The organism is Peribacillus sp. NPDC046944 (genome assembly GCF_050272735.1).
Lineage (GTDB): Bacteria > Bacillota > Bacilli > Bacillales > DSM-1321 > Peribacillus.
Window position 1 is genome coordinate 271,189 of sequence record NZ_JBNNML010000005.1, and the last position, 25,077, is coordinate 296,265.

The 25,077-nt window shown below is 39.2% G+C and carries 21 protein-coding genes; 3 read left to right on the forward strand and 18 right to left on the reverse strand.

Annotation, left to right across the window (positions count from 1 at the left end; genetic code table 11):
• Positions 1–10: 10 nt before the first annotated feature.
• A complete protein-coding gene (locus ACQKIC_RS11810; protein WP_427591200.1) occupies positions 11–2,254 on the reverse strand; it encodes a HelD family protein in 2,244 nt (747 codons plus the stop codon).
• A gap of 519 nt (positions 2,255–2,773) precedes the next feature.
• Between ACQKIC_RS11810 and ACQKIC_RS11815 the strand changes: the two genes are divergently transcribed.
• Positions 2,774–4,393 (forward strand): ABC-F family ATP-binding cassette domain-containing protein, encoded by a 1,620-nt coding sequence (locus tag ACQKIC_RS11815; RefSeq protein WP_402958671.1) that lies wholly within the window; start codon positions 2,774–2,776, stop codon positions 4,391–4,393.
• 121 nt (positions 4,394–4,514) lie between these two features.
• Here ACQKIC_RS11815 and mnmH read toward each other — a convergent pair whose 3' ends face one another.
• Positions 4,515–5,552 carry a tRNA 2-selenouridine(34) synthase MnmH gene (gene mnmH, locus ACQKIC_RS11820; protein WP_402958669.1) on the reverse strand — a complete coding sequence of 346 codons (1,038 nt, stop codon included), beginning with the start codon at positions 5,550–5,552 and terminating at the stop codon, positions 4,515–4,517.
• 114 nt (positions 5,553–5,666) lie between these two features.
• The gene (selD, locus tag ACQKIC_RS11825; protein ID WP_402868777.1) at positions 5,667–6,716 is read right to left on the reverse strand and encodes a selenide, water dikinase SelD; all 1,050 of its coding nucleotides are present in this window, start codon (positions 6,714–6,716) and stop codon (positions 5,667–5,669) included.
• Between the two features lie 167 nt (positions 6,717–6,883).
• Here selD and ACQKIC_RS11830 point away from each other — a divergent pair, with 167 nt between their 5' ends.
• Complete coding sequence (locus ACQKIC_RS11830; RefSeq protein WP_402958667.1) at positions 6,884–7,942, forward strand: permease; 1,059 nt, start codon at positions 6,884–6,886, stop codon at positions 7,940–7,942.
• Between the two features lie 287 nt (positions 7,943–8,229).
• Here the strand turns inward: ACQKIC_RS11830 and ACQKIC_RS11835 are convergent, their stop codons facing one another.
• Entirely contained in the window at positions 8,230–8,811 is a 582-nt protein-coding gene (locus ACQKIC_RS11835; RefSeq protein ID WP_402868781.1) for a hypothetical protein, read from the reverse strand.
• Positions 8,812–9,004: 193 nt separating this feature from the next.
• Here ACQKIC_RS11835 and ACQKIC_RS11840 point away from each other — a divergent pair, with 193 nt between their 5' ends.
• Positions 9,005–9,265, forward strand: coding sequence for a hypothetical protein (locus ACQKIC_RS11840; RefSeq protein ID WP_402868783.1), 261 nt, complete (start codon positions 9,005–9,007; stop codon positions 9,263–9,265).
• 437 nt (positions 9,266–9,702) lie between these two features.
• Here ACQKIC_RS11840 and ACQKIC_RS11845 read toward each other — a convergent pair whose 3' ends face one another.
• From ACQKIC_RS11845 to ACQKIC_RS11910, 14 genes are all read right to left on the reverse strand, one after another.
• Entirely contained in the window at positions 9,703–10,566 is an 864-nt protein-coding gene (locus tag ACQKIC_RS11845; RefSeq protein ID WP_402988386.1) for a 3-hydroxyacyl-CoA dehydrogenase family protein, read from the reverse strand.
• Between the two features lie 154 nt (positions 10,567–10,720).
• Positions 10,721–11,872: a thiolase family protein gene (locus ACQKIC_RS11850; RefSeq protein WP_402988383.1), complete on the reverse strand. Its 1,152-nt coding sequence runs from the start codon at positions 11,870–11,872 to the stop codon at positions 10,721–10,723.
• Positions 11,873–11,937: 65 nt separating this feature from the next.
• Positions 11,938–13,086 (reverse strand): acyl-CoA dehydrogenase family protein, encoded by a 1,149-nt coding sequence (locus tag ACQKIC_RS11855; protein WP_402988381.1) that lies wholly within the window; start codon positions 13,084–13,086, stop codon positions 11,938–11,940.
• A 60-nt stretch (positions 13,087–13,146) separates the two neighbouring features.
• Positions 13,147–14,187 carry a phosphotransferase family protein gene (locus tag ACQKIC_RS11860; RefSeq protein ID WP_402988378.1) on the reverse strand — a complete coding sequence of 347 codons (1,041 nt, stop codon included), beginning with the start codon at positions 14,185–14,187 and terminating at the stop codon, positions 13,147–13,149.
• The gene (locus tag ACQKIC_RS11865; RefSeq protein WP_427591194.1) at positions 14,165–15,376 is read right to left on the reverse strand and encodes an acyl-CoA dehydrogenase family protein; all 1,212 of its coding nucleotides are present in this window, start codon (positions 15,374–15,376) and stop codon (positions 14,165–14,167) included. Before ACQKIC_RS11865 ends, ACQKIC_RS11860 begins: the two co-directional genes overlap by 23 nt.
• Before the next feature lie 78 nt (positions 15,377–15,454).
• Positions 15,455–16,213 (reverse strand): SDR family NAD(P)-dependent oxidoreductase, encoded by a 759-nt coding sequence (locus ACQKIC_RS11870; RefSeq protein ID WP_402988372.1) that lies wholly within the window; start codon positions 16,211–16,213, stop codon positions 15,455–15,457.
• Positions 16,214–16,328: 115 nt separating this feature from the next.
• The gene (locus tag ACQKIC_RS11875) at positions 16,329–17,117 is read right to left on the reverse strand and encodes an enoyl-CoA hydratase/isomerase family protein (RefSeq protein WP_402988369.1); all 789 of its coding nucleotides are present in this window, start codon (positions 17,115–17,117) and stop codon (positions 16,329–16,331) included.
• Positions 17,118–17,318: 201 nt separating this feature from the next.
• Positions 17,319–18,512 (reverse strand): acyl-CoA dehydrogenase family protein, encoded by a 1,194-nt coding sequence (locus ACQKIC_RS11880; protein WP_402868796.1) that lies wholly within the window; start codon positions 18,510–18,512, stop codon positions 17,319–17,321.
• Between the two features lie 14 nt (positions 18,513–18,526).
• Positions 18,527–19,666 (reverse strand): thiolase family protein, encoded by a 1,140-nt coding sequence (locus tag ACQKIC_RS11885; RefSeq protein ID WP_402988366.1) that lies wholly within the window; start codon positions 19,664–19,666, stop codon positions 18,527–18,529.
• A gap of 17 nt (positions 19,667–19,683) precedes the next feature.
• Positions 19,684–20,094, reverse strand: a complete 411-nt coding sequence (locus ACQKIC_RS11890; protein WP_402988363.1) for a Zn-ribbon domain-containing OB-fold protein — start codon at positions 20,092–20,094, stop codon at positions 19,684–19,686.
• Between the two features lie 249 nt (positions 20,095–20,343).
• On the reverse strand, positions 20,344–21,057 hold the full coding sequence (locus ACQKIC_RS11895; RefSeq protein ID WP_402988360.1) for a hypothetical protein: 714 nt from the start codon (positions 21,055–21,057) through the stop codon (positions 20,344–20,346).
• Positions 21,058–21,081: 24 nt separating this feature from the next.
• Positions 21,082–21,873 carry an alpha/beta fold hydrolase gene (locus ACQKIC_RS11900; protein ID WP_402988357.1) on the reverse strand — a complete coding sequence of 264 codons (792 nt, stop codon included), beginning with the start codon at positions 21,871–21,873 and terminating at the stop codon, positions 21,082–21,084.
• A 378-nt stretch (positions 21,874–22,251) separates the two neighbouring features.
• Positions 22,252–23,769, reverse strand: coding sequence for a class I adenylate-forming enzyme family protein (locus ACQKIC_RS11905; RefSeq protein WP_402988354.1), 1,518 nt, complete (start codon positions 23,767–23,769; stop codon positions 22,252–22,254).
• Positions 23,770–23,780: 11 nt separating this feature from the next.
• Complete coding sequence (locus ACQKIC_RS11910) at positions 23,781–24,929, reverse strand: SDR family oxidoreductase (RefSeq protein ID WP_402868805.1); 1,149 nt, start codon at positions 24,927–24,929, stop codon at positions 23,781–23,783.
• Between the last annotated feature and the right edge of the window lie 148 nt (positions 24,930–25,077).

The window sequence follows — 25,077 nt, forward strand, 5'->3', positions numbered from 1 at the left end:
ATCTTATCCATCAAGCTAAAAGAAAATCTTCTTTTTCACTTCCAAAAAAGTAAAGGCGATGTAAAGGTCTTGTCATGGTGACATAAAGCAATTTCAAATCAAGTTCATTCTCCAGAAGAAATGTCTCTTCCAGAGATAAGGCCACGACAACATCGAATTCAAGACCTTTGGATTGATAGGATGGGATTATCATCGTTTTATGCTTCGGAATCATACCCTCTTCATTAATTAAATGAAAATCATTGGACAGCTTACTCAATTTTTCATTCGCGAGCACGCAATCTTTCATCGTTTTGGCGATGATGGCAAATGTATGATACCCTTCCTCCTTTAACTTTTCGATAAGATCAATCAATTGCCCCTCCCAATTGCTTTTGATGGATATGAATTCAGGTTCGTTTCCATGACGGACCACAGGCTCGACCTCAGGAAAATCATAAGGTAACATTTTTAGAATCCGATTGGCCTGCCCCATGATTTCAATGGTCGTCCGGTAGCTTTTTTGCAGTTCTGTATAAGTCGCTCTAGGAAAAATGGAACGATGAACATCTTCCCATGTTTGAAGTCCCCTATACGAATGAATGCCCTGGGCAAGGTCTCCAACAAGTGTGAACATATCCGTGTCAAAGGCTGTCTTCAATGCTTGCAATTGCATAAAACTATAATCCTGGGCTTCATCTATGACAACGTTTTTGGCTTTATGGTCTTTATTAACACCAAAAATTAATTCCTGTAAATATAACAAGGCACCTAAATCCTCGATTTCGTAGCTTTTTTCATGAAACAATCTTTGGTTATATTCACATAACGTACGTGCATCCTCGAAGCTTAGTTTACCGTTGCTGTAGAAGGCAAGACGTTCAGGATCCTGATATAACTCCTGATAATACTGTAGCAAGCCTTTGTTTGTGAATGGCTTAAAATAAGCTTTAACTGACGTACGAATCGCCTTTTTCATCCGTTCGGTCCGTTCTATCATTTTGTCATGGCACTTTGTGACAAATTCCTTCCGCTTTACAGGATCAATGTTCCTGGCGAAGGCTTTATCAATTTTCGTTTGATAAAAATCAGCAACTCGATCCAACATTTTTTTCTTTTTCAATTTCACTTCATTTTGTAAGATGTCCTTTAACTTATCAAGGCGTCCATAAAGTGGCAGGTACCAATAATCTTCTTCTAATAATCTAATAAACTTCTTGGCAGAATATAACCGGTAATTATCACAATAAAAATCTTCCACTGGGTGAAAGCTCCGGAAGATATCTTTTATATATCCGTCCAAAATCAATTTAAATAAAGGAGATCCTTTTAAACCCGATATCCAGATTACCACTTTCGTTTCGTCATTATTTTCCTCCAATATACGCATCAACTTATCATCATGTATTAGATTTAAAGGCCGCCCAATTGCCACCTGGACGTATTCAGCAAATGTGAACTGTTTGACTTTATCGACTCCCAGTTCCGGCAAAGCTTCGGATATGTAGTCGATGAATACTCGGCTTGGGGCAAGGATCATTAACTGACGTGGATCAAATAAATCTTTGTAATGGTAAATGAAATAAGAAATCCGGTGTAAGGCAATCGTCGTTTTACCACTACCAGCCGCCCCTTGTACGATAATGGGTTTATTTAAATCGGCACGAATGATTTTATTTTGTTCTTCCTGAATCGTCGTGATAATGTCTGTCAAGCGATTGCTTGAGCTTTTAGAAAGGGATTCCTGCAACAATTCATCCGTTGTAGTCAAGTCAATGTCCCTGACCTCTTCCAACTCGCCATCCTCAATCATCAGTTGCCGCTTTAACGTGATATCCCCGCTGAATGTTTCTCCTTCCGCTTGATATTTCACTTCTCCAATTCGGCCCTCATAATATAGATTGGCAATGGGCGAACGCCAATCGACGATAATCTGTTCTTGGCTTTCACGTTGATACAAGGATGTTTTACCAAAATAAAGAATTTCTCCCTGAGTATTGTCATGCCGGACAAAGTCTACTCTTGCAAAGTATGGTTTGTTCCTTGCTATTTTCAGACTATCCAATTCAGACTGAGACATTTCAAAGAAATTGGCGGTAGTCAGTAACTGGGAGTATAAACCTGACTCCGACCAATCCGCATCACCAAAAGCCTCTTGCATATTCTTCTGGAATTGATCCTTATTGCTCTCTGAAGTTTTGATGACTACATCAATGTACCTTTTTGTAAAATCCAACCGCTCGCGTTCTTTTTCAAAATCGGGATGTCGTATCATTCTGATCCTTCCCCTCTACATGTGAGAACATGTGAAATTAAACCATGCCCTCGGAAATGGACATACATATTATCAAAGAAAAAAAGAATTGACAATTACATTCAACCTTTTTATTTATCTCAAACGGTTTTTTTAAGAATCTTTTTTAAAGCAGTAAGTCCAGTTTACGTTATATTTCGAATGAAAAACTATATATTCCAGAAAAGAATCTATTAGAATTAAATATTTGGAAATATCATTGTTATATTTATATCGGAGATATGATAGTTACGGCTATCTAGATGGGCTGACGGGAGCAAATATTTCTTTATTAAGCCAAAATAAAAGAACTAGTACCAAGTCATCCACATCACTCACATAAAGGATTAGAGTAGTTTTCTTATAAGAACGGTGTATAGAGCAAATTGCCAAATTATCACGCATATATCACTTTTCCCTTATGTTAACCTAAAATATTTTTATTGACCCCTCTTTCATGTTATAATTTTAAAGATATTGTCATTGGAGGAATGTAAATAAATGATTACAGTAAATAACGTTGGTTTGCGCTACGGCGATCGTAAACTGTTTGAAGATGTTAATATAAAATTCACGCCTGGTAACTGTTATGGATTGATTGGGGCAAATGGTGCCGGTAAATCCACATTCTTAAAAATTCTTTCCGGAGAAATTGAAGCACAATCCGGTGATGTGCATATGGGACCTGGCGAACGCCTGGCCGTTTTGAAACAAGATCATTTTGCTTTTGAAGAAGAAGAGGTCCTTAAAGTTGTCATCATGGGCCATGAAAGACTATACGAAGTCATGCAAGAAAAAGATGCAATCTATATGAAAGAAAACTTCACTGATGAAGACGGTATGAAAGCCGCCGAACTTGAAGGTGAATTCGCAGAACTTAACGGATGGGAAGCTGAACCTGAAGCATCCATCCTTTTAAAAGGTCTTGGCATCTCTGAAGACCTTCATACAAAGAAAATGGCTGAATTAACTGGTGGCGACAAAGTGAAAGTATTGCTTGCACAAGCCCTGTTTGGCAAGCCTGACGTCCTTTTACTTGATGAGCCTACCAACCACTTGGACATAAAAGCAATTAGATGGCTGGAAGAATTCTTGATTGGTTTCGAAAATACCGTTATCGTCGTTTCCCATGACCGTTACTTCCTTAATAAGGTATGTACACATATTGCGGATTTGGATTTCGGTAAGATCAAAATTTACATCGGTAACTATGACTTCTGGTATGAATCAAGCCAACTAGCTCTTAAATTGACACAAGATGCCAATAAGAAAAAAGAAGAAAAAATTAAAGAACTTCAAAATTTCATTGCGCGATTCAGTGCCAATGCTTCTAAATCAAGTCAAGCCACTTCACGTAAAAAATTATTGGATAAAATAAGTCTAGATGATATTCAACCATCATCCCGCCGTTATCCTTATGTAGGTTTTTCACCAGAGCGTGAAATTGGGAACGACCTCCTACGTGTAGATGGAATCACAAAGACCATTGATGGTGTGACCGTGTTGAATAACGTAAGCTTCATCATGAACAAAGAAGATAAAATTGCATTTGTCGGTAGAGATGAAATTGCTAAAACGACCATGTTCAAAATCCTTGCTGGAGAAATGGAACCAGATAGCGGTACTTACAAATGGGGTGTTACCACTTCACAAGCGTATTTCCCGAAAGACAACTCTGAATTCTTCGAAGGTGTCGATTTGACACTTGTTGATTGGTTGCGTCAGTACTCTCCTAATGATCAAAGTGAAAGCTTCCTGCGCGGTTTCCTAGGCAGAATGCTATTCTCCGGTGATGAAGTGACGAAAAAAGCCAGCGTACTATCAGGTGGAGAAAAAGTCCGCTGCATGCTTTCTAAAATGATGCTAAGTGGTTCAAATGTATTAATGCTTGATGAACCGACCAACCATCTTGATTTAGAATCTATCACAGCCTTGAATAACGGATTGATCAATTTCAAAGGAGCTATGATTTTCTCTTCTCATGATCACCAGTTCATTGAAACAGTTGCAAACCGTATAATCGAACTTACACCTAAAGGAACTATTGATAAACAAATTAGCTATGATGAGTACCTTGAAGATAGCAAATTACAAAAGCAAATCGCTGACATGTATAAATAATAGAATATCAAAAAAAGCACACCTTTTTTAGGGTGTGCTTTTTTGCATTATAAAACGAATTAGGATTCAGGTAACCGATTAATTATTGATTGGAAAAGGAAAACCCAAACAGCACTACTGCTTATCCATGCTTTACACGTAACCGTTCACGAATGATTTCAATTGCTTCATCCACATTTTTAGCCTGGATTGTGATTTTTCGATCATCGGGAAAATGGTCAGCGGTATGTTGATACATAGGGTCATAGTAGTATTCAAGTAATAGTGCGACTGCCGACGAATAGTTACCGGATCTCAAATCATTTTCTATTTGAGTAGCAATGGGTGTATGAATCCGTCTTTTAATCCTTAAAAAGGCTTCTAGACACTCCTGTTCATGTTCCCAAGGTTGATAGTCCTCTAAAATATGAAGAACTCTTTCTTCTATGGGTAAATCGATGAATACCTGTATTCCTTGTTCCTTTTTTGCTAAAACGGAATCTGGAATTATGACTTTACCAATCCTTTTACTTTCTCCTTCAATAAGAACAAACGGTGATTGCTGAACTTTTTGGACACTCTCGAAAAGTAATGAATCGAATTTTTTTTGATTATTCGGTTCCAGACCAATCTGGCCAAAAACAGACCCTCTATGATTTGCCATACCTTCAAAATCTAAAATAGGGTATCCATCTTCCCTAAGTCGATGCAGAATTGTCGTTTTTCCTGTTCCGGTAAATCCGTTCAATACATAGGCTTCGGGTTTCATGTCCAGCGTTTCTAAGTGATCTACCACCCAGTTACGATAGTTACGATACCCTCCATCCAATCGAAGGGCTTTAATTCCCATTAAGGATAGGACAGTGGCAGTGGTCCTGCTTCGCATACCCCCACGCCAACAAAAAACGGCTTTTTTGCCTTCTATCTTAGCAAAATCCTTTATAAACTGTGGTAATTTTACTGAAATAATTTCTAAACCTCGTTCTTTAGCAGCCTGGGCACTCACTTGTTTATACAGCGTTCCAACCTCGGCTCTTTCTGCATCATCAAAAAACGGTATATTTAAACTGCCAGGAATGGTGGCGTCTTTATATTCAGATGGGGAACGTACATCAATTACCGTGAGTTCTTTCTTATCCTTTAAATCGAGCAATTCATCAACTGAAATATCTTGGAACACAATGTTTCCACCTTTCTGGATCTGAAAGAAAAACTTGAATATCTTCAAACGTTGAGAAATGAGAATGGAAGAAATCAGCTTTCGTCGATTTCTTCCAAGCAAATTTTTCGTTCATTATATGACAACAATGTGCCCTGGATTCTCTTCGGTTACTTCACCAATTATTGCGGCTTCCACTCCCGCATCTTGTAAATCGGATAATAATGCATCTGCTTCTACACCTGCTACGGAAATCAAAAGTCCTCCAGATGTTACGGCATCACATAATATCCATTGATCTATCTGATCCATTGTTTCTGGGAAAGTGACATCACCTTGAAGATGGGCAAAGTTATTTTTTGTTCCCCCCGGCACGGCACCAGTTTCAGCTAGCTCTTTAACCCTCGGCAATATTGGCACTTGGGCATGATGGATACGAAGACCGGTATTACTTCCTTTTGACATTTCTGAAGCATGCCCTAATAGACCAAAACCAGTAACGTCCGTACACGCATGGACATCATAGGATTCCATCGTTTCTGAAGCTATTTTATTTAACGTGGACATTACTTTTGTAACGTGGGCGATTTCTTCCTCTGTTAGAAGGTCCCTTTTAATCGATGTCGTTAAAATGCCCACACCAATAGGTTTAGTCAAAATAAGTTTATCCCCTGGTTTTGCCCCTGCATTTGTACGGACCTTGTCAGGATGAACAAGTCCCGTCACGGCAAGACCGAATTTTGGTTCATTATCATCGATTGAATGTCCCCCGACAAGAGTGGCACCTGCTTCTTTTAACTTATCTCCTGCACCTCGTAAGATATCAGTTAAGACTTGTTTGTCCAATTTGGAAATTGGGAAGGCAACAATATTTAGCGCAGTTAGCGGTTTTCCCCCCATTGCGTAAATATCACTGATGGCATTGGCTGCCGCAACTTGTCCGAATGAATATGGATCATCAACGATGGGAGTGAAGAAATCAACGGTTTGTACAATCGCCAATTCATCATTTAAACGATAAACACCAGCATCGTCACTTGTATCTAAACCAACTAATAAATTCGGGTTAGGAAGAGTAGGTGGTAAACCACGTAAAACCTGAGCCAAGTCTGCTGGACCGATTTTACAGCCACAACCTCCTTTTGAGGATAATGAAGTAAGCTTAACACTATTTGAATTTGTCATAATTAAATCAACCTTTCTTTTCGTCTTAATTATTATAAAACACATAGTCAATAAAAGCATAATTCAGGCTTAAATTTGTGAAATTTACTATTTCACCAAAATAAATTAAAGATTAGTGGTATAATATATTGTCTTTTGAAATTTTTTTATTTTATTGGGAGGTAACCATGTCACAGCTAAGACCTACACTACTTGAACAACGCACGTCAAATACTAAAGCTTTGTGGTTTATCGTTTCATTTTTAGTAATCGCTATTGTAGGATTACTTTATATAAAATGGTGGCCCTATTATCAAAAAGGGATGCTAGCAGCCGATACTCATTCCATTGGAACATCTATTTTGGGAGACCAGTCCAGCGCCACCCTATCATGGAAATCTGCCTGGGATTATGCACAGGTTTATTTCTCGTCCGTATGGAAAGCGGCCATACTAGGAATCCTGCTCGGCTCTTTGGTACAAGTCTTATTACCAACACAATTGCTTCTTAAATGGCTTGGGAAAACATCGTTCGGCAGCACATTCATCGGGGGGTTAGCTTCGGTCCCTGGTATGATGTGTACTTGTTGTTCAGCCCCAGTGGCGGTTGGACTACGTAAAAAAAATGTCTCAGTTGGTGCAGCTTTAGCATTTTGGATTGGCAATCCAACCATCAATCCTGCGACGCTTGTCTTTATGACATTTGTTTTATCATGGAAATTCACGTTAATTCGTCTATTTTTCGGACTGATTTTAACTTTCGGAATCAGCTATTTAGCTAATCGCTTTGTTAAAGACAAAAAACCGGTTGATATAGACCAGATAATAACGGACACTGAAACTACTGGAAACTTCCTTTCTAGATGGTTAAAAAGCTTAGGAAGTATGGTTCTTTACATTGTTCCTGCATATGTTTTATCTGTATTGCTTATTGGGGCTGCGCGTGTTTGGCTATTCCCTCAAGTAGACTCATCTACAAACGGTATAATCGCGATTGTCATCTTTGCAATAGCCGGTATGCTTTTCGTTATACCTACTGCTGCTGAAATTCCAATTATACAAACGTTTATGTCTTTAGGACTTGGTGGAGGACCTGCTGCAGCCTTGCTTCTAACACTACCAGCAATCAGTCTGCCATCTTTAATACTTGTCGCTAAGTCATTCCCTAAAAGAGTCCTATTGTTTGTCGTGTCCTCTGTAGTGATTCTTGGAATAATAAGTGGATTGGTAGGAATGGTCCTCTTATAAGAGTAATTTAAATCGTTAATAAATATAGGTATCAATATAAGTAAAGAACGGAATGGATTAGCTTAGGGCTAGTTCATTCCGTTCTTTACTTTTTTTGCATCTCTTCTGTATGAACATTATCCCCATCTGACAACCCTCTAAACGTAAAAAGACTTGGACGATATAAGATCTGTCATAATCTAGAGGACTACCACTTAAGTTACCTTTTCGTTTGCCCCACTTCAAAAAAACCCACAGAGAGAATGAAACTCTCTGTGGGTTCTCTTAAAAACAGGCAGACTTCTCAATTACTTTTCTTTTATTTCCTGGAGTTCAAACCTTATGGTCTTTTTATTAGAAGAATCAACAGATTCCTTTAAAATCTGACCTACACCCTTTGCATAATAGGTAAGATTGTATTCATCTGAACCATTTTCAGTCGTTCTAACCTTTACGACGTTATTAAAGGTTCCTGCTGGAGTTGTAACCGTTTCATCAACAGATTCAATGTTGAAAGTAAAAGGCTTGACATCCCACTTTTTGCCCACCTCTACCGGGTAAGCCAGTAGTTTATCGTCACCGTAAAATAAGCCATACTTGTTTTCCTTCTCTAAATAAGTATCCGCTCCATACCATGTATCATACCCTTTAGATGTTCCAATAAAGCTTAGTTCAAATTTAATATCTTTCTTTTTCTTTGCATTGTATTCCTGGACTATATATACTTTTTCCGTATCTTTCAGATAACTTGAATCTTTAGAAATTACAGTCGTATCAGCAGCTTCTTCAGAATTATTATCCGAGTTAAAAACTACCTTAGACACAAAAAACATCAATATAACAATAATAATGAGTGAAAGTGCAATTATGAGTTTTACTGGTTTTTTCAACGGTATCTTCCTTTACTCTAACTTTTTATTTTTTAAATCTTTTCAATCTTACCATATAAATATGATAGTGATAAAGTAAATACCATTTCTGTTTATTATTCCAGTATATATCATGTCATTTAATCATTTATTCCATTATCTTTGAATAGCTAAAAGGATATAAAGGTATATTGTTTTAAAGGAGTGAATACAGGTGGAATTAAATTTAGTAAAGCAAATTTTTGAAGATACAGGCTTTCATTCATTATATGATAAATTCAGCTATCAACTTTATGTAACAGGATTATTCGACCTAGTAGATCAACAATCCATTATTGAAAAATTTCTGGATTCGTATGATTTCAATGAAAATCATACACTCCTTTTTGATGATTTCTCTTATTTCTTTAGAAGTTTTCATTACTCCCTTCAAAAGGCTGAGTATTGTTCTATTCTACAACCTGAATGGGATTAACAGTCCTACTTTAATGAAAAAAGTACCAAAGATGTACTGACGAGTTATGTATTCGACCATTAATTATCTAGTGTGAATACGGTATTGGACCAAACCCATGCTAGCTAACCTTTTTTAGATCCAGCCTTTTTCCTGAAATAATCACAGAGATATTCATTAAGTTCTTCATTCTCTATTCAGTGATCAAAATAATTATTCAAAAAGTGAAATAAGCCAAGGCATCTTTGGGAAAGTGCTTGGCCTATTTTGGTATCGAATTTTCAAGTGAAAATAATTGTATTCCCTATAGAACTTATTGAACTTTAGAGGTATATCCATTCGCCCTCTTTATAAACGTTACAATGACTCGCCAAGGATCATTGCTTTCTTGGGGTGATGCATTTCCTTTGGTTTAAGCGACTGCTGATGTCATGGGTTGTTAATGGATTAGATTGCCGTTAACTATAGGTATAAAAGCCTTTTCCTGTTTTCCTTCCATATTCTCCTTTGAAGTATTTTTCTGTGATGACCCTTTGCGGCTTTTTTGATTCGTCGCCAGTTTCTTCATATAGGATTTTCCTGATATAATAATTCACATCAATTCCGGTTAAATCAAGGAGAGCAAACGGACCTATCGGATGATTAAGCGCTTTCTTACAAGCAAGATCAATTTCCTCTACAGTCGCTACATCATTTTCTAATAAATAAATTGCTTCGTCTATTAGTGCACCCAAAATTCTATTAGCAACAAATCCCGAAATTTCCTTTTTTAATAAAATTGGGGTCTTGTTGATTTGTTTTACAAACTCAACCGCAGTGTCCGCTGTTTCGTTTGAAGTATGCAGCCCTTTTACAACCTCTACTAATTCCATTACTAGCACAGGATTAAAGAAATGAAGATTACATACCTTGTGTGGACGTTTTGTCGCATCCGCTAATTTCGAACTTACAATCGTGGAGCTATTCGTGGCAATAATCACATCTTCTGAAACCAATTCGTCTACTTCTGAAAATAATTGCCGTTTTACTTCGAGATCTTCAACAATTGCTTCAATCACAAATTCTGTATCTTTTAGCGCTTCTTCTAAAGACGTTACAAAATGCAGTCTTGAAAAGGCTTCTTTCACTTCTTGAGAAGATAGCTTGCCTTTGAGTATTCTTTTTTTCATATGACCATTCAATGATTCCTCTGCTTTTCTTAGGCTTTCTTCACTTATATCTCTTAAATAAACATCTATACCAGCAAGTGCTGAAACCATCGCAATTTGTGATCCCATAGCACCTGATCCAATAACAGTTAGGCGATTGATATTTTTTTTCAAAAACTCACTCCTTTTGTTCTTAAATTTTTATGATTAACAATGCGTGAAAAGTTGTACCATGTTTAAAAAAACCTTTGACACAATTTCTATGCTTTTTGTTTAGAGAATTTTTGAGCCTCATTGAAACCAATAGATTACCTGCATGAGTTAATTATTAGTAGATTCTTTCTATAATAGTTCCATTAGCCATCCCACCACCTTCACAGATAGCTTGAAGTCCAAATCTACCACCAGTTCTTTCGAGTTCATGCATCATCGAAACCATAAGACGAGCACCTGTAGCACCAAGAGGATGACCTAAAGCAATTGCGCCACCATTTGGATTCAATTTTCTAGGGTCTGCTTCCATTTCTTCTAACCAACACATTGGAACTGACGCAAATGCTTCATTCACTTCATATACATCCATGTCTTCAATCGTTAGTCCTGCTTTATTTAATACTTGTTTAGAGGCTTCAATAGGTCCCGTCAACATTAAGATAGGATCAGAACCAATCACTGCACGGGCAGCGATTCGGAACCTAGGTTTAAGCCCTAATTCCTCCGCCTTCTCCTTGGACATAAGTAGTAATGCTGCGGCGCCGTCACTCATTTGACTTGAGTTGCCTGCATGAATTTTTCCATCCTCCGCAAATGCTGGTTTAAGGGTTCCTAGTTTTTCAATTGTTGATCCTTCCCGTGGACCCTCATCTTGTTTAACCTTGATAACTGTTCCGTCTTCAAGTGTGACCTTTAGAGGCATAATCTCCCTTTCAAACTTTCCTTCTCTTTGGGCATTCAATGCACGATTATGACTTTCTAGAGAAAACTCATCTAACTGTTTCCGGGTAAATTCCCATTTGTCTGCAATCTTTTCCGCAGACAACCCCTGGTGGATCATGTCGAAGCGAGAAGTCAGCATCTCACTCCAATCGGTATTTTTCCGCGATGATCCCATTGGGACACGAGTCATACTTTCCACACCGCCAGCGATCACAATATCCATATCCCCACTCATAATTGCTTGCGCCGCAAAATGTATCGCCTGTTGACCAGATCCACACTGGCGGTCAATTGTTGTCCCTGGTACCTGAATTGGAAAGCCTGCCATTAAGGCAGATATTCGGGCAATGTTATATGTTTGTTCTTCTATTTGGGTTACACAACCCAATATGACATCTTCTACGAGACTAGTGCTTATGCCCGCACGTACTACTACTTCGTTTAAAACATGAGCAGCTAATTCGTCCGGACGAATAGAACTGAGAACCCCTTTTCGTTTTCCAACAGGAGTCCGAACTCCCTCTATAATGACCACTTCACGCATATACATTCCTCCTAGTATGGATACTTAATAACTTTTATATGAAACTATTACTTTATTATTTTTTGTTACTCCAATACTTTAGATGAGACATTTTCAATAATTGTTTCCGATTTAAGATGGTTTACTCTTGCTATTCGAATCTCCTTATACCACCTTTCTATTGGCAAGTCACCAGCAAAACCAGCACCTCCATGAATTTGTAAGACATCATCCACAATTTTTGAAGCAGTTTCTGTAGCCTGAAGTTTCGCAGTTTGAGCAATTAGCTCCCAATCCTCTTCATTCTTATCGATCCTTTTTGCAGCATCTTGCACTATTAATCTAGCCGATTGCAACGAGATATACGCTTTCCCGAGCATATTTCGAATTGTTGGAAATTCAGCAAGCGGTTTTCCTCTCGTAATCCTCTTTTTCGCGAATTCTTTCCCATATTCAATAGCTTGAACGGAAACACCTAAGCATTTTGCGGCAAGTAAAACTTGTGATTCGGCTAACCACTGTTTTATAAATCTCGTTCCATCACCTATCGCACCAATACGTTGATTGTCACAAATTCGTGTTTGATTAAAAATAATAGAGTGTGCAGAATGTACATCAATTAAAGTCATTTCTTTCCTTTCCAATTGGTCAACAGAATCTAATAGAAAAAGAGTTGGTTTAAGCTCTCCACTTTCAAGTTGACAATTTACAAGGATAACACCAAAACCCGATGTATCTAGGTTTTGTATATAGGACTTTTCACCAGTGATGATCCAACTGTCTTGATCTCGAATAGCTGAAGTGGTTAATTTGGTTAAATCATTATCTTCAGCTTCCTCCCAAACGGCGATAAAACAGCCTTTTTCAGTTTTCATGGCAGGCTTTAGAAAATAGTCCCGCTGTTTGTTCGTACACTCAGCTAAAAAACTTGGAAATGCCCCTCCGAACACATCTGCAGCTGGATGGTAAAGACCAAATGGGTGCTTGGAAGCTTCCTCTACTAATTTCGTTCTATCAAGTAAGGATATCTCCGCGCCGCCCCATTCCTCATTTGTACCGATTCCATCTAAACCATAATCATCAACTACTTGTTTTAAACGTTTAACGATTTCATTCGACAACTCTTTTCTATCTCTTTTGAATGACTTCTCAGCATCTTCTGCATAATCGCATAAAATGGATGATAAAATTTCTTTTACATTTTCTAACTCCGGTTTCAATAACTCGTTAGCCAAGGTCATTCCACCCCCATCATAATTTGGATGATTTTCTTAACTAATGGATACAGAAGAGTCTCAGCGAAGCATTTCTTTTCTCTGCGCCTTAGAGGCTTGTTCTAATAAATTCTTGATGCCTATATCCAATTTTCCAAACCGCTTATCTTTTGCCTCCCCGATTTTCCAACGATAATAGATTTGCTGAAGAATCACGGCAATTTTGTAAAAGGCGAAAGTCAAATAATAGTCAATATGTGTGATATCACGACCGCTTTTTTCACTATAAAGTTCTAATATTTCTCTTCTGGTAAAAAATCCAGGATTCATTGTAACGGATGATAACCCTGTCACTTTATCATCGGGTTCGGTCCAATAGGCAAGTGTCGTACCTAAGTCGGTTAGTGGATCACCAATCGTACTTAACTCCCAATCAAAAACACCAATTACCTCTCCCGGGTCATAAGCTGCAAACATCATATTATTCAATTTAAAATCGTTATGAACAATGGTTGGCGAAAGAGAAGGTGGTATATTATCAAGAAGCCAATTTTCCAAAGAGCTGACAGCAGGAATATCATTTGTTTTCGCTTGGTGGAACCGCTTGATCCACCCATTCACCTGTCGACCTAAATAGCCATCTGGATAACCGATGGTATCTAACCCAGCAGTTTTATAATTAACAGCATGCAATTTGACTAGTGTATCAACTAAAGCTTTTGATGCATGTTGTCCTACGTTTTCCTTATTTTCATATTCATTTGGGATAGTTTCATCAAACACACACCCCTCTTTTTTCTCCATCACATAAAAGTGGCGTTCCATAATATTTGGGTCCGCACAGTATAAATATGGCTTTGGTGCAAGCGGGAAAGCACGATTCAATTTTTCAAGTATTTCGAACTCTCTTTTCATATCATGGGCCTTGGGAGGAATGGGACCAAATGGTGGCCTTCTCAAAACTCCTTGCCAGTCCCCAATAGAAATAAGGTAAGTTAAGTTCGAATATCCTGCTGAGAATTGGTTTACCTCAAGGGGGGAAGAACTTAGCCCTTGTATTTCTTGACGGAGATACTCCTCGACAATGGACCAATTAATCTCATTGACTTGTAGTTTGCTCATATAGTTTCTCCTTTGATTGGTAATTCTTTAATACCTGTCGAGCAACCACCATTCGGTGTACCTCATCCGCTCCATCATAAATTCGAGCGGCTCTTGCTTCTCTATATAACCCTTCTAGTGGTGTATTTGGCGTCAATCCCAACATTCCTAGATTTTGAATAGCTCGGTCGATGACATTATTTAAGACTTGAGCGCCATATAACTTAGCAAGTGAAACTTCTTTCCTTGCTTGGTCCCCTTGGTCCATTTTCCAGGCAGCTTGTAGTGTTAGTAATCTGGAAGCCTGAATTTCTGCTTCTGAATCTGCAAGATCGTTTTGAATAATTTGCGAATCTGCCAGTGTTTGAGCCCCATCTTTTTTCGTTAAAGAATAGGCTATCATTTCATTCAAGGACCGTCGTGCTACACCTAGCCAGCGCATGCAGTGGGTAATCCTCCCAGGACCTAATCGAAGCTGAGCTAGTTTGAATCCATCTCCTCGTTTCCCCAGCAAATTATTCTCTGAAATTCGGCAATTATGAAACTGAACTTCACAATGTCCTCCTATATAATGATCTCCCATGACAGGAACTTCACGCACAATCTCAAAGCCTGGTGTCCCAGTATCTACAAGGAACAAGCTCGTGCGATGATGAGGCTCGGCTTCCGGGTCTGTTACGACCATCACAATGGCAAAAGCAGCTCCCTCTGCACCAGTGGTAAACCACTTATGGGCATTGATGATCCACTCGTTTCCATCTTTTATTGCTGTTCCTTGGAGTGTTCTTGGGTCAGAACCTGATACTTCCGGCTCCGTCATAGCAAAACAGGAACGAACTTCATAATCTGCCAGTGGCTTTAAATATTTTTGTTTTTGTTCCTCAGTCGCTGCATGAACTAAAATCTCGCCGTTACCAGCGTCAGGAGCCATTGAACCAAAAACATATGGGCCGATAGGACTTTGACCAATCACTTCTGACAACAATCCTAATGAGACAAAACCCATTCCCATTCCACCTACATCTTTTGGTAGATGTCCAGCCCACAAACCATTTTCCTTCACAATTTGTTGTAATGGCTTTAAAATTTCCTGAGGTAATCCACGATGCGGGACCATATATTTTTCATTTGGAAAAACATAATTGTGCATAATTTTGGTCGCTTTATCTACCATTGCTTTTTGCGCTCCATTTGGGGTAAAGTCAAACAAGATTATCCCTCCTTTTGTTTTTTTCTTCATTTATTTCATATCATGATAAGGAAACATTGCCTTCCCCAAAGAGAATACTTATTGAGCTAACCATCCACCATCTATATAAATCGTTTGCCCTGTGATAAAACTGCTAGCCTCCGAAGCTAACAAAATGACAGCACCGGTTATTTCTTCTGGTTCTCCTAATCGATTCATCGGAGTCTTCCCAATCAATTTTGCTCGGATTTTTGGATTGCTTAACTCTTGTCTATTCAACTCTGTTTCAATGTAGGCAGGTCCAATCGCATTCACTTGGATGCCATGTCTTACCCATTCAAGCGCCAACGACCTTGTTAAATTAATTACTGCAGCTTTACTTGCCGTATAAGGAGCTATCCCATAATCACCGACAGCACCTGCTACAGAGGCAAGGTTGATAATTTTTCCATATCCTTGCTCTTTCATTACCTTCCCCGCAGATTGGCAACAGAAAAACAGTGATTTTACATTTAAGTCCATTACCTTATCCCAATCACTCTCGGAGATATCGAAGGCCAACTGTGTATGCGAGATTCCTGCATTATTAACTAAAATATCGATTTTTCCGAAGTGTCTAACTACTGTTCCCATCATTTCTTTGGTTGCTGAGATATCCCGAAGGTCCGTCGGAATACTGATTACCTCTCTTCCATACTCTTTCACTTCGGCAACTACTTCTTTATTTTTTTCTTCATTCCGGCCGACGATCACAATATCTGCACCAGCTTCCGCTAGCGCTAACGAAATCGCTTTTCCTAATCCGCGGTTTCCTCCAGTAACTATTGCCACTTTATTCTCTAAGTTAAATCTTCTCACTGATTCACATCCTTTATTATTATTAACTAGAAGTGAATTCCCCTCCTTTACAAACAACGAGGCTAGATCAGTAATCTAAGTAACAAAGGAAAAAATTTTACATCTTATATACACCTTATTGGTAAGAACCGGTAAAATTAGGTTTTGTTTTGTCAATGAAAGCACGAACCCCTTCTTGATGATCCTGTGTATTAAATACAATCCCTTGGACCATTGCTTCTTCTTTGAGAATATCCTCCAATGAAGATTCCATACTGTGATTTAACATTGTTTTGGTTAGCCCAATGGCAATTGGTGGATTAGCGACAAATGAATCCGCTAATTCGGTGCAAAAATTTAATAGATGATCTTCCTCAACAACTTCTAGGCATATGCCATAATCTTTCGCTTCGCTTGCGGAAAGAATTCTATCTGAGAACGCAAGCTCCTTTGCTCTTGCCATCCCAACGATTCTTGGTAAATGATAGAGTGCCCCTAGATCAGGAACTAGGCCAACTTTATTAAAACTCAATCCAAATTTGGCCTTAGAGGAGGCAATCACAATATCACATGCGATTGCAATGCTGAATCCCGCTCCGATAGCAAAACCATTAACCGCCGCTATCACGGGTTTTTCCATATTAACCAATTCCTTTAGAAAGTAACTATGCTTTTGCATATATTTTCTCCCGCTGGCTGCAGAAGTCACTTTTGAAAACCCCTTTATATCGCCACCAGCACAAAAGGACCTCCCATTTCCTGTTAGAATAACAGCACGAATAGAAGAATCATTTTTTATAGAATTGAAGAAATGGTTCAACTTCTCAATGATTGCACCTGAAAGGGCATTGAGAGAATTAGGTTCATTCAGAGTGATTGTGGCTATCCCATTATTTACTTGCATTATGACCGCTTCATTTTCCATTGTAGAGCTCCCTTCCCGGAAATTTTTTTTAATCATGATAGGGATATATATTTAGAAGTTAAAGAATTTTGTAGTGTGATAGAAAAGGACCCTGACGGTCGCTTATTGGTCAAGCAACCGTCAATGAAATCAACAACAAATAACGCTCATCTGAATTTTTTATACTAATATAACTTTGGTCGTTTTCAGTGATGTTAGCCCTTAGAGTCCCATTCGCTTTGCAATGATGGTTTTCATAATTTCATTTGTACCGGCATAAATGGTAGTTGCTTGAACATCTCTAAAACGTCTAGCAATTTCATATTCTTCCATAAATCCATAACCACCATGTAATTGCATACAAGTAGTAGCAACTCTTTTTGTCATCTCCGTAATCCACCACTTTGCCATTGAAACTTGGGTAATAACGTCTTTTTTCTCCATATGATTAACGATTAAATCATCTACAAAGGTTCTTGCAATAACAATCTCGGTTGCCATTTCGGCTATTTTAAACTGTGTATTTTGCAGTTTACTAATTGCTTTTCCAAAAGCCTCCCTCTGTTTAACATAATCAATCGTGACTTCAAGCATTTTTTCTGCTGTAGCCACGCTCCCAACAGCAACTAATAACCGCTCTTGTTGAAGTTTTTCCATTAAGTAATAAAATCCTTTACCTTCTTCTCCTAATAGATTTTCAGCTGGTACACGAGCGTCATCAAAGATGAGTTCAGATGTATCCGAAGAGTGTTGGCCAACCTTTTCTAACTGGCGTCCTTTAGAAAAGCCAGGCGTATTGCTCTCCACTACAATAAGACTTACTCCTTTATGTGCAGGTGTAGCCATATGATCCGTTTTACAGGCAACCACAAATAAATTTCCTACAATGCCACTTGTAATAAACGTTTTTTCACCATTTAAAATATAGTAATCACCTTCTCTAACCGCTGTAGTCTTTAAACTTGCAACATCAGAACCTCCGCCTGGTTCAGTCATTGCAATTCCAGTAATGATATCGCCTGTAATACATCTAGGAATCCAACGTTGCTTTTGTTCTTCAGTTCCAAATGTATTTATATACGGGACTACAATGTCATTATGATTATTGATTCCCACTAACCCGCCACCGACTCTTTCCAACTCTTCATTGATAATTACCGAATATCCAAAGTCTGCATTAGCCCCGCCATACTTTTCATCCGCCCATGGACAAAGAAAACCTTGTTCCCCCATCTTTTTCCAGAAGGAAAGCGAGACCTTTTTTTCTTTCTCCCACTGTTCAAAGTATGGTACTGCTTCTTTTTCTAAAAACTTCTTTAAAGCACGTCTGAATATTTCATGATTTTCACTCAGATAGCTCTTACTTATTCTTCCTCCCGCTCGACTATTTTTAGATGCTGTTTTAGAATCAATCATTTTTACTTTTCCCCCTATCTTTTTAAGATGGTGACACAGGAGTTCCCTCCTGCCCCTTCACTATGACATAATGCAACCTTCGCTCCTTCTACTTGATTAGCACCCGCTTCTCCTCTTAACTGCCAAGTAACCTCAGCAATTTGTCCAAGAGAAGATGCCCCAACAGGTTCACCCCTGGAAAGAATTCCACCACTAACATTTATAGGAATCCTGCCTCCGATGGAAGTCTCGCCAACCTGAGCTCTCAGCCCTCCCTCTCCTATCGGACAAAAACCTAATCTTTCGGAATAGATAATCTCAGAACCTGCATCCACATCTTGTATTTCCGCTACATCAATTTCTTCAGGACTAATTCCTGCCATCTCATAAGCTGCGTGAGCTGCTCGTTCAGCAAGTGTTGGATAAGACGTGTGGACAGGTGCGGAAACAGCCGGTACGAACATATCCCCTCTTCGTCTCGTTTCCAAAACGGAAGCAGCAATAGTGACATAGTTCTTTGTAAACTTTTGGGCCGTTTTCTTCTTACAAATGATAGCAGCTGCTGCACCATCATTTGGAGCACACAACATGTAAAGTGTTAAGGGATCTGAGACCATTCGTGCATTAAGTATCTCTTCAATCGATAGTTCTTTTCTAAACATCGCATAGGGGTTATGAACAGCATACTTATGACTTTTAGAAGTAATATAAGCTAATTGTTCTTTTGTCGTTCCATATTCCACCATGTGTTCATGAATACTTGTCGCGAAATAAATAGGGTTTGCTCCCAACCCCGTCGCTTCCTGCCAATAATCATATCCAGCACCATGTAAAAATCCCCTTGGGCTTTTTTCAAACCCAACTGCAAGGACTATATCGTAAACCCCTGATTCAACTGCTTGGCATGCAAGACGTAAAGCAGAAGCACCGCTCGCACACGCATTTTCTACATTCACAATAGGGATACCTGGAAGACCTAATCTTTCTAGTACGTTATGGCCTGATGCGGAAATCTCATACACATTTGCAGAGAAAGCCGCTTGGATATCTTTCATGGTCATATTAGCATCTGCTAAAGCACGTTTTGCAGCTATTGAACCTAAATCCCTGTAACTCTTATCATTAAATCGGCCAAACTCATGCATTCCTACTCCAGCAATCACAACCTCATCCAATAGAAACCCTCCCTTCCCTATGGAACTGGTTTATACTTAAATGTTATATATTCTTTACCTTCTTCCACATATGCCAAATCAAAAATGATTTCAACTTCCATCCCTGCTTCTAAATGGTCAATTGTCTTTTCTGTTGTTAGACCCATAATTCTGATACCTTCTTGAAATTCAACGACACCAACTGTATATGGAACTTCCCCTTTGTATCCTGGTGTAGGGGAATAAATTCCAGTAAAACTTTTCAATTTCCCCCTAGAATGTAAAATCAATTCTTCCATCGTTTCTGTACAGCATTCTGGGCAATAAATTTGTTTTGGAAAGGCCATTTCACCACATTCAGAGCATTGTGAAACAATTAGACCATATGGTTCTTTTGAAGAATTAAAGAGCCCGGGCTGTACTGGAAGTTTCTCTTTCGCTTTTTCCAATGTTAACCCTCCCACGAAGAACGATATTTAAATCGTTTTTCCTTTGATTATTGCATCATGTTTTCATCTAAAATACTAAAAGGTGAATCAACTTTCATCTTTTGATAAGTGAATAGGTATTCTACTTTGCAAATAAATAGAATATGGATATGGGGTGAATCATTAAAGATTCACCTTTTATACGATCTCAATGTTATTCGTTACTAGACTTTAGAAATTCATCGAACTATTAATGTCAATTCTCATTTACTACTTTATTGACATCCTCTTATATAATACTGCTTGGGCTGCACTGATAAAATCTCTTCCACCTCTCCACGCTTCCACTAGTGATGCTTGCTGTACTTCCGGATTAAATTGGTCTTGAACGGAGCACAGCAAAATCCTCCTAGGACCTTTCAGTTGTTGTACACCTCCTTGTACTTTAGGAGAGGACTGATCGGTTCCAATTAGACGGCAAGCCTTTATAGACTCGTTTTCCTTTAATATGGGGAACAATTGGTCATTGTACCAATGATCCAATTTCTCCTCTCCATATTCTTCCGGATCAAAGAATAGTGCCCACACATTTTGAGCTGTACGGTCCGTATCATTCAACCAAGTATCAGTAAGAGGTTTATAGGTTCCCCCCATTATACTAGTAATGTAAGTAAGCATTCTTTTTGTCCATTCAGGCCGCATTCCTGGACCTGTAGATGTTCGGTTAATATGATAAGCCTCGGACTCTAACACTTTTTCATCATAAAGCTCATAGAAACTCAAATATCGTGGGGCAGGAAACCTAGGATTTAAAGGTGATAGAGAAGAAGATTCTACCTGTTCATATCGATTTCCGCTTATAAAACCTGGCACTTGCACTAGTGAAGACAGATGCTCCAGATTATACCATTCGTTCCACTCCGCAGTTATTTCCGGCTGACACTCTAATGCCCACAATAACATTGCTTGTCCTTTATCAAACATTCGTGTCACCACTCTTTCAAGAAATCAGATATATATTCTTGAGTTAAAAAATTTTATCATATAGTTTGCGAGTTTTTCAGAAGCTTGAATTTGCGGGAAGTGTCCAGCTTCTTCCATAATAGTAGGTTTGACAGGTGGGTTTAAGAGTTGACCAACCTCACCCACAACCTCAGGTGTGAAGGATGGATCGAGCATACCCCCAATTACGACAGCACGTGAGCGAATGCTCTTTATCCGTTCGGTCAATATTGTACCTGCTCTAGCAATTGCACGAGAGCAAACTGCATAATGATAAGGATTATTACTTGTAAATATATTTCTGTAATTCGCAACAATTTCGGGAAAGCGTTCTCTGAAAGAGGACGGAAAGGAACTTTCCAGGCTATAGTTTACTACTGCCTCCATCCCTTCCTTTTCTACCTGATTTGCACGATTAAACACATAATCAGAGACCCCCTGACTAATGTGCGGTCCAATCGCAATCAGCATGACAGAAGAGATGCGCTCTGGAAAATTTGCAGCAAGATAGGCAGCAACAACCGCTCCATACGCTACCCCAGCTAAATTGATGGTCTCTATCTTTAAGTCATCTAATAAATCAATTAGACTTCGAGCCACATCATCTAGGCTCATGACTGAATTGACAAGGGGGCTTTCGCCAGCACCTGGCAGGTCAACGATTATTCTCCTGAAGTTATTTTCAAGATATGGATCAATCCACTGCCAAGAAGAACGGCTCCCGCCTAGTTCATGTAAAAGCAGAATTTCTGATGCACCTTCTGGTCCTTTTAAGTCATATTTTATATTCGAAACCAAAACAATTTCCTTCCTTCCAAATCAGGTTATTAAAACATGTACAAAAACTTCATGTTATGTTCCTCTAGCATTCGATAGCTATACTAGATTAAGATAAAGGAAGTTTTCGATGGCAACACTAATAGATCGTAACCTGTACAGCAGCTGCTAACACTTTATCGAAAATGGAACTAACTTGTCCAAAAGACCATTATTTTAATTGTTTATTAAAATTGGTCAGAAATTCACTTCTACTTTTGAACATTAAAAGCAATATCCACACTACCCATCTGTTTACGTATTGCATCTACCGATTAACACATCCTACTTTTTCAGGAAATACCAGTTACAGATAGGTAAAAGAATCTTATGAGCAAGTCTAATTATTTTTCGATAGATTTAAGCATGAGTTTGATCTTCTTTTAAGACAATCTCCCTCACCCGGTTTTTATCCACTTTACCAAAATCGGTTTTTGGGAGAGATGGTACAATAAATAAAAACTCTGGCCACTTAGCTTTAGAAATCCCAATTTCTTTTAAACAGGAACATATGTCATCTAAGATTAACTCATGATTAGCTCGGACCGATACAACAGCACAGATTCGTTCACCTAGCAGTTTATCTGGACGACTAACAACAGCTGCTTCAACAATTGCCGGATGTGTCATCAAGGCGGTCTCTACTTCTGCTGCATCAATTTTAAATCCCCCACGAATAATTTGGTCCTTAATTCTTCCAACAACCCTAATGAATCCTTCCTCATCACGAATGATTAAATCCCCCGTTAAAAAAGCATCGTCTGACGTTCGCTTATTTTGTTCTGCCCCTAGTCCTGGCAAGTAGCCCTTAAAGAGAGACGGACCTCGGACACCTGCCTCTCCAATTTCCCCTCGCGGAAGACTTTTTCCTTTACTGTCATACGCTTCCAAATGAGTTCCTGGAAACGGCACGCCATCAAAAATGAGTTTACGTTCTTCAAGATCAGTTAAACGGACCGATGCATGTCCTAAGCATTCAGACATTCCATACATGCGGAGTACTTGAATACCTAGTAACTTGTTTGCATTGATGACGATATCTACGGAATTAGGACTACCACCTACTGATAAGGCTCTCATCGAAGGAAGATGACGGGTCCATTGTCCTGAGTGGACTGCCTCCATCATTAGAAGAAGATGGGTTGGTACACACATCCCCCAAGCACTTTTATGCAAATCCATTAGTTCAAGTGCCTTAAGTGGATTCCATTCTCCCATAAGAATTAAAGGATGTCCCATCGACAGCGCGATGTGAACGTTAAATGTCCATCCTGCAGCAGAGGTGAGAGGCGAAATAGCCATGATGGGCTCACCCTGCCTTAAACCAACAATGCTTGAACAATACTTACTTGCATAATTAAGTGAACTAGCAGTATGTGGCACTGCTTTGGGAACACCCGTAGTTCCTGAAGTAAAGCCGATTAAAACCGTTTCCTCTTCGGACGTTGACTCTACAATCGGAGATGACTGCAAATACAAGTACATATTTTTCAACCCAACTAACTCGACAGCCGCTTTTTCTTTCCTATGGCTTAGATAAGCAGTTGGACGTAGTCGTTCGAGAATTAATTGTCGTTCTTTGTTAGCAAGCTTGTAATTAACCGGACAGATGATTGCTCCTAATTTGGAAAGGGCAAGTCCAATAACAACTGTATCAACTGATGTATGCGAATCAAAAAGAATTCTGTGACCAGCCCCGATACCCGCTTGCAACAGCTGATCTGCTAAAACTAATGCATTACGGTAAATGTCAATTCGCTTTATCGGACTTTCCCCATCAAAGACCGCTACTGATTCTGGGTCCATTTCAAACCACCTGGCGAACTGTTTCCAGAGGCCTTCTGTCCCCCATGTTATATCACCGATTTCATTAATCAAAAGGACCCCTCCTATCCAATCGTCTGTCCACCATCAACAACAAGTGTTTGACCTGTCATAAAGCTGGAAGCCTCTGATGCAAGGAAGGCAATAGCTCCTGAAATTTCTTCTGATCTTCCAAAACGACCCATAGGTATACGGTTACGTAACCAGGATTGTCGTTGTTCATCAATTTCTTCCGTGAAACCTGAGTCGATGGATCCTGGTGCAAGGCTGTTAACTCTAATTCCATAATGCGCCCAGCTTACAGCCAAGTCCTGGGTTAGCTTTATCACAGCAGCTTTTGACGTTGTATAAGGAACAACCTCACCGGCTTCCGGCGGGAAGGACATTAGCCCTCCCGAAGAAGTAATATTAATAATGGTTCCTCCGCCATTTTTAATCATATGTTTTGCAGCTGATTGACAGCATAGGAAAGTTCCGGTTAGGTTTACATCAATCACTTTAGTCCAGCCATTTAGAGGAATCTCTTCTGGCGGACCCGACCAAAACGTTCCTGCACTATTAATTAGAATATCTATGGTGCCAAAGCGGTTTATAGTTTCCGTTACTGTGTTTTCTACTTCTTGTTGATTGGTAATGTCACAACGGAGACCAATCGCCTCTACATTGTAAGTTTTGGTTATTTCCTCTGCCAAACTAACGCATAGAGATTCCTTACGAGCCGCTAAGGCAACATTACAGCCTAATTCTGCAAGTGTTTTAGCCATAGTACTAGCTAATACCCCGTGCCCCCCCATTATCAACGCTGTTTTCCCGCGTAAATCAAACGTATCGAGAACAAATCGAGAGCTACGGGAAGCTGCTCTAGGTGGTTGTGTAGCTGTACCAATTTCTTCAGCCAATAAATCCACCTCATCCATAATCAATGCAATTCGCTTCCCTCCCATTGATGCTGTATCCTCAACTGCAGCTACCCACTCAGGTGATATCAACATTCGATTTAAGGCTTCCCGATCCTTAAAATAAAGTTGCGCAAGTCCGTCCCATTCCGGTTCCCCATTACGTTGATCGAAATCTTTTTCTACCTTTCCATGAGTGTAAGCTAACACCCCTGGTAATTTCTTAGCCATATCTGCATGAGGACCACGCCACCATTCCAAGAAACGTTCCTTTTCCCAATCACTCGGACGTCGTGCTAGGACAACAAATTTAATCATTTTTTTCCTCCTAACTCTTACAATCCAGTCCACACCGGTTTCTTTTTGTTCAGGAACGCTTGAACTCCTTCTTTTGCATCCTCACTTTGATGCACAACATTACAAGCAAGATGTTCTAGCACCATCAATGTATCGGTATCCGCATCTA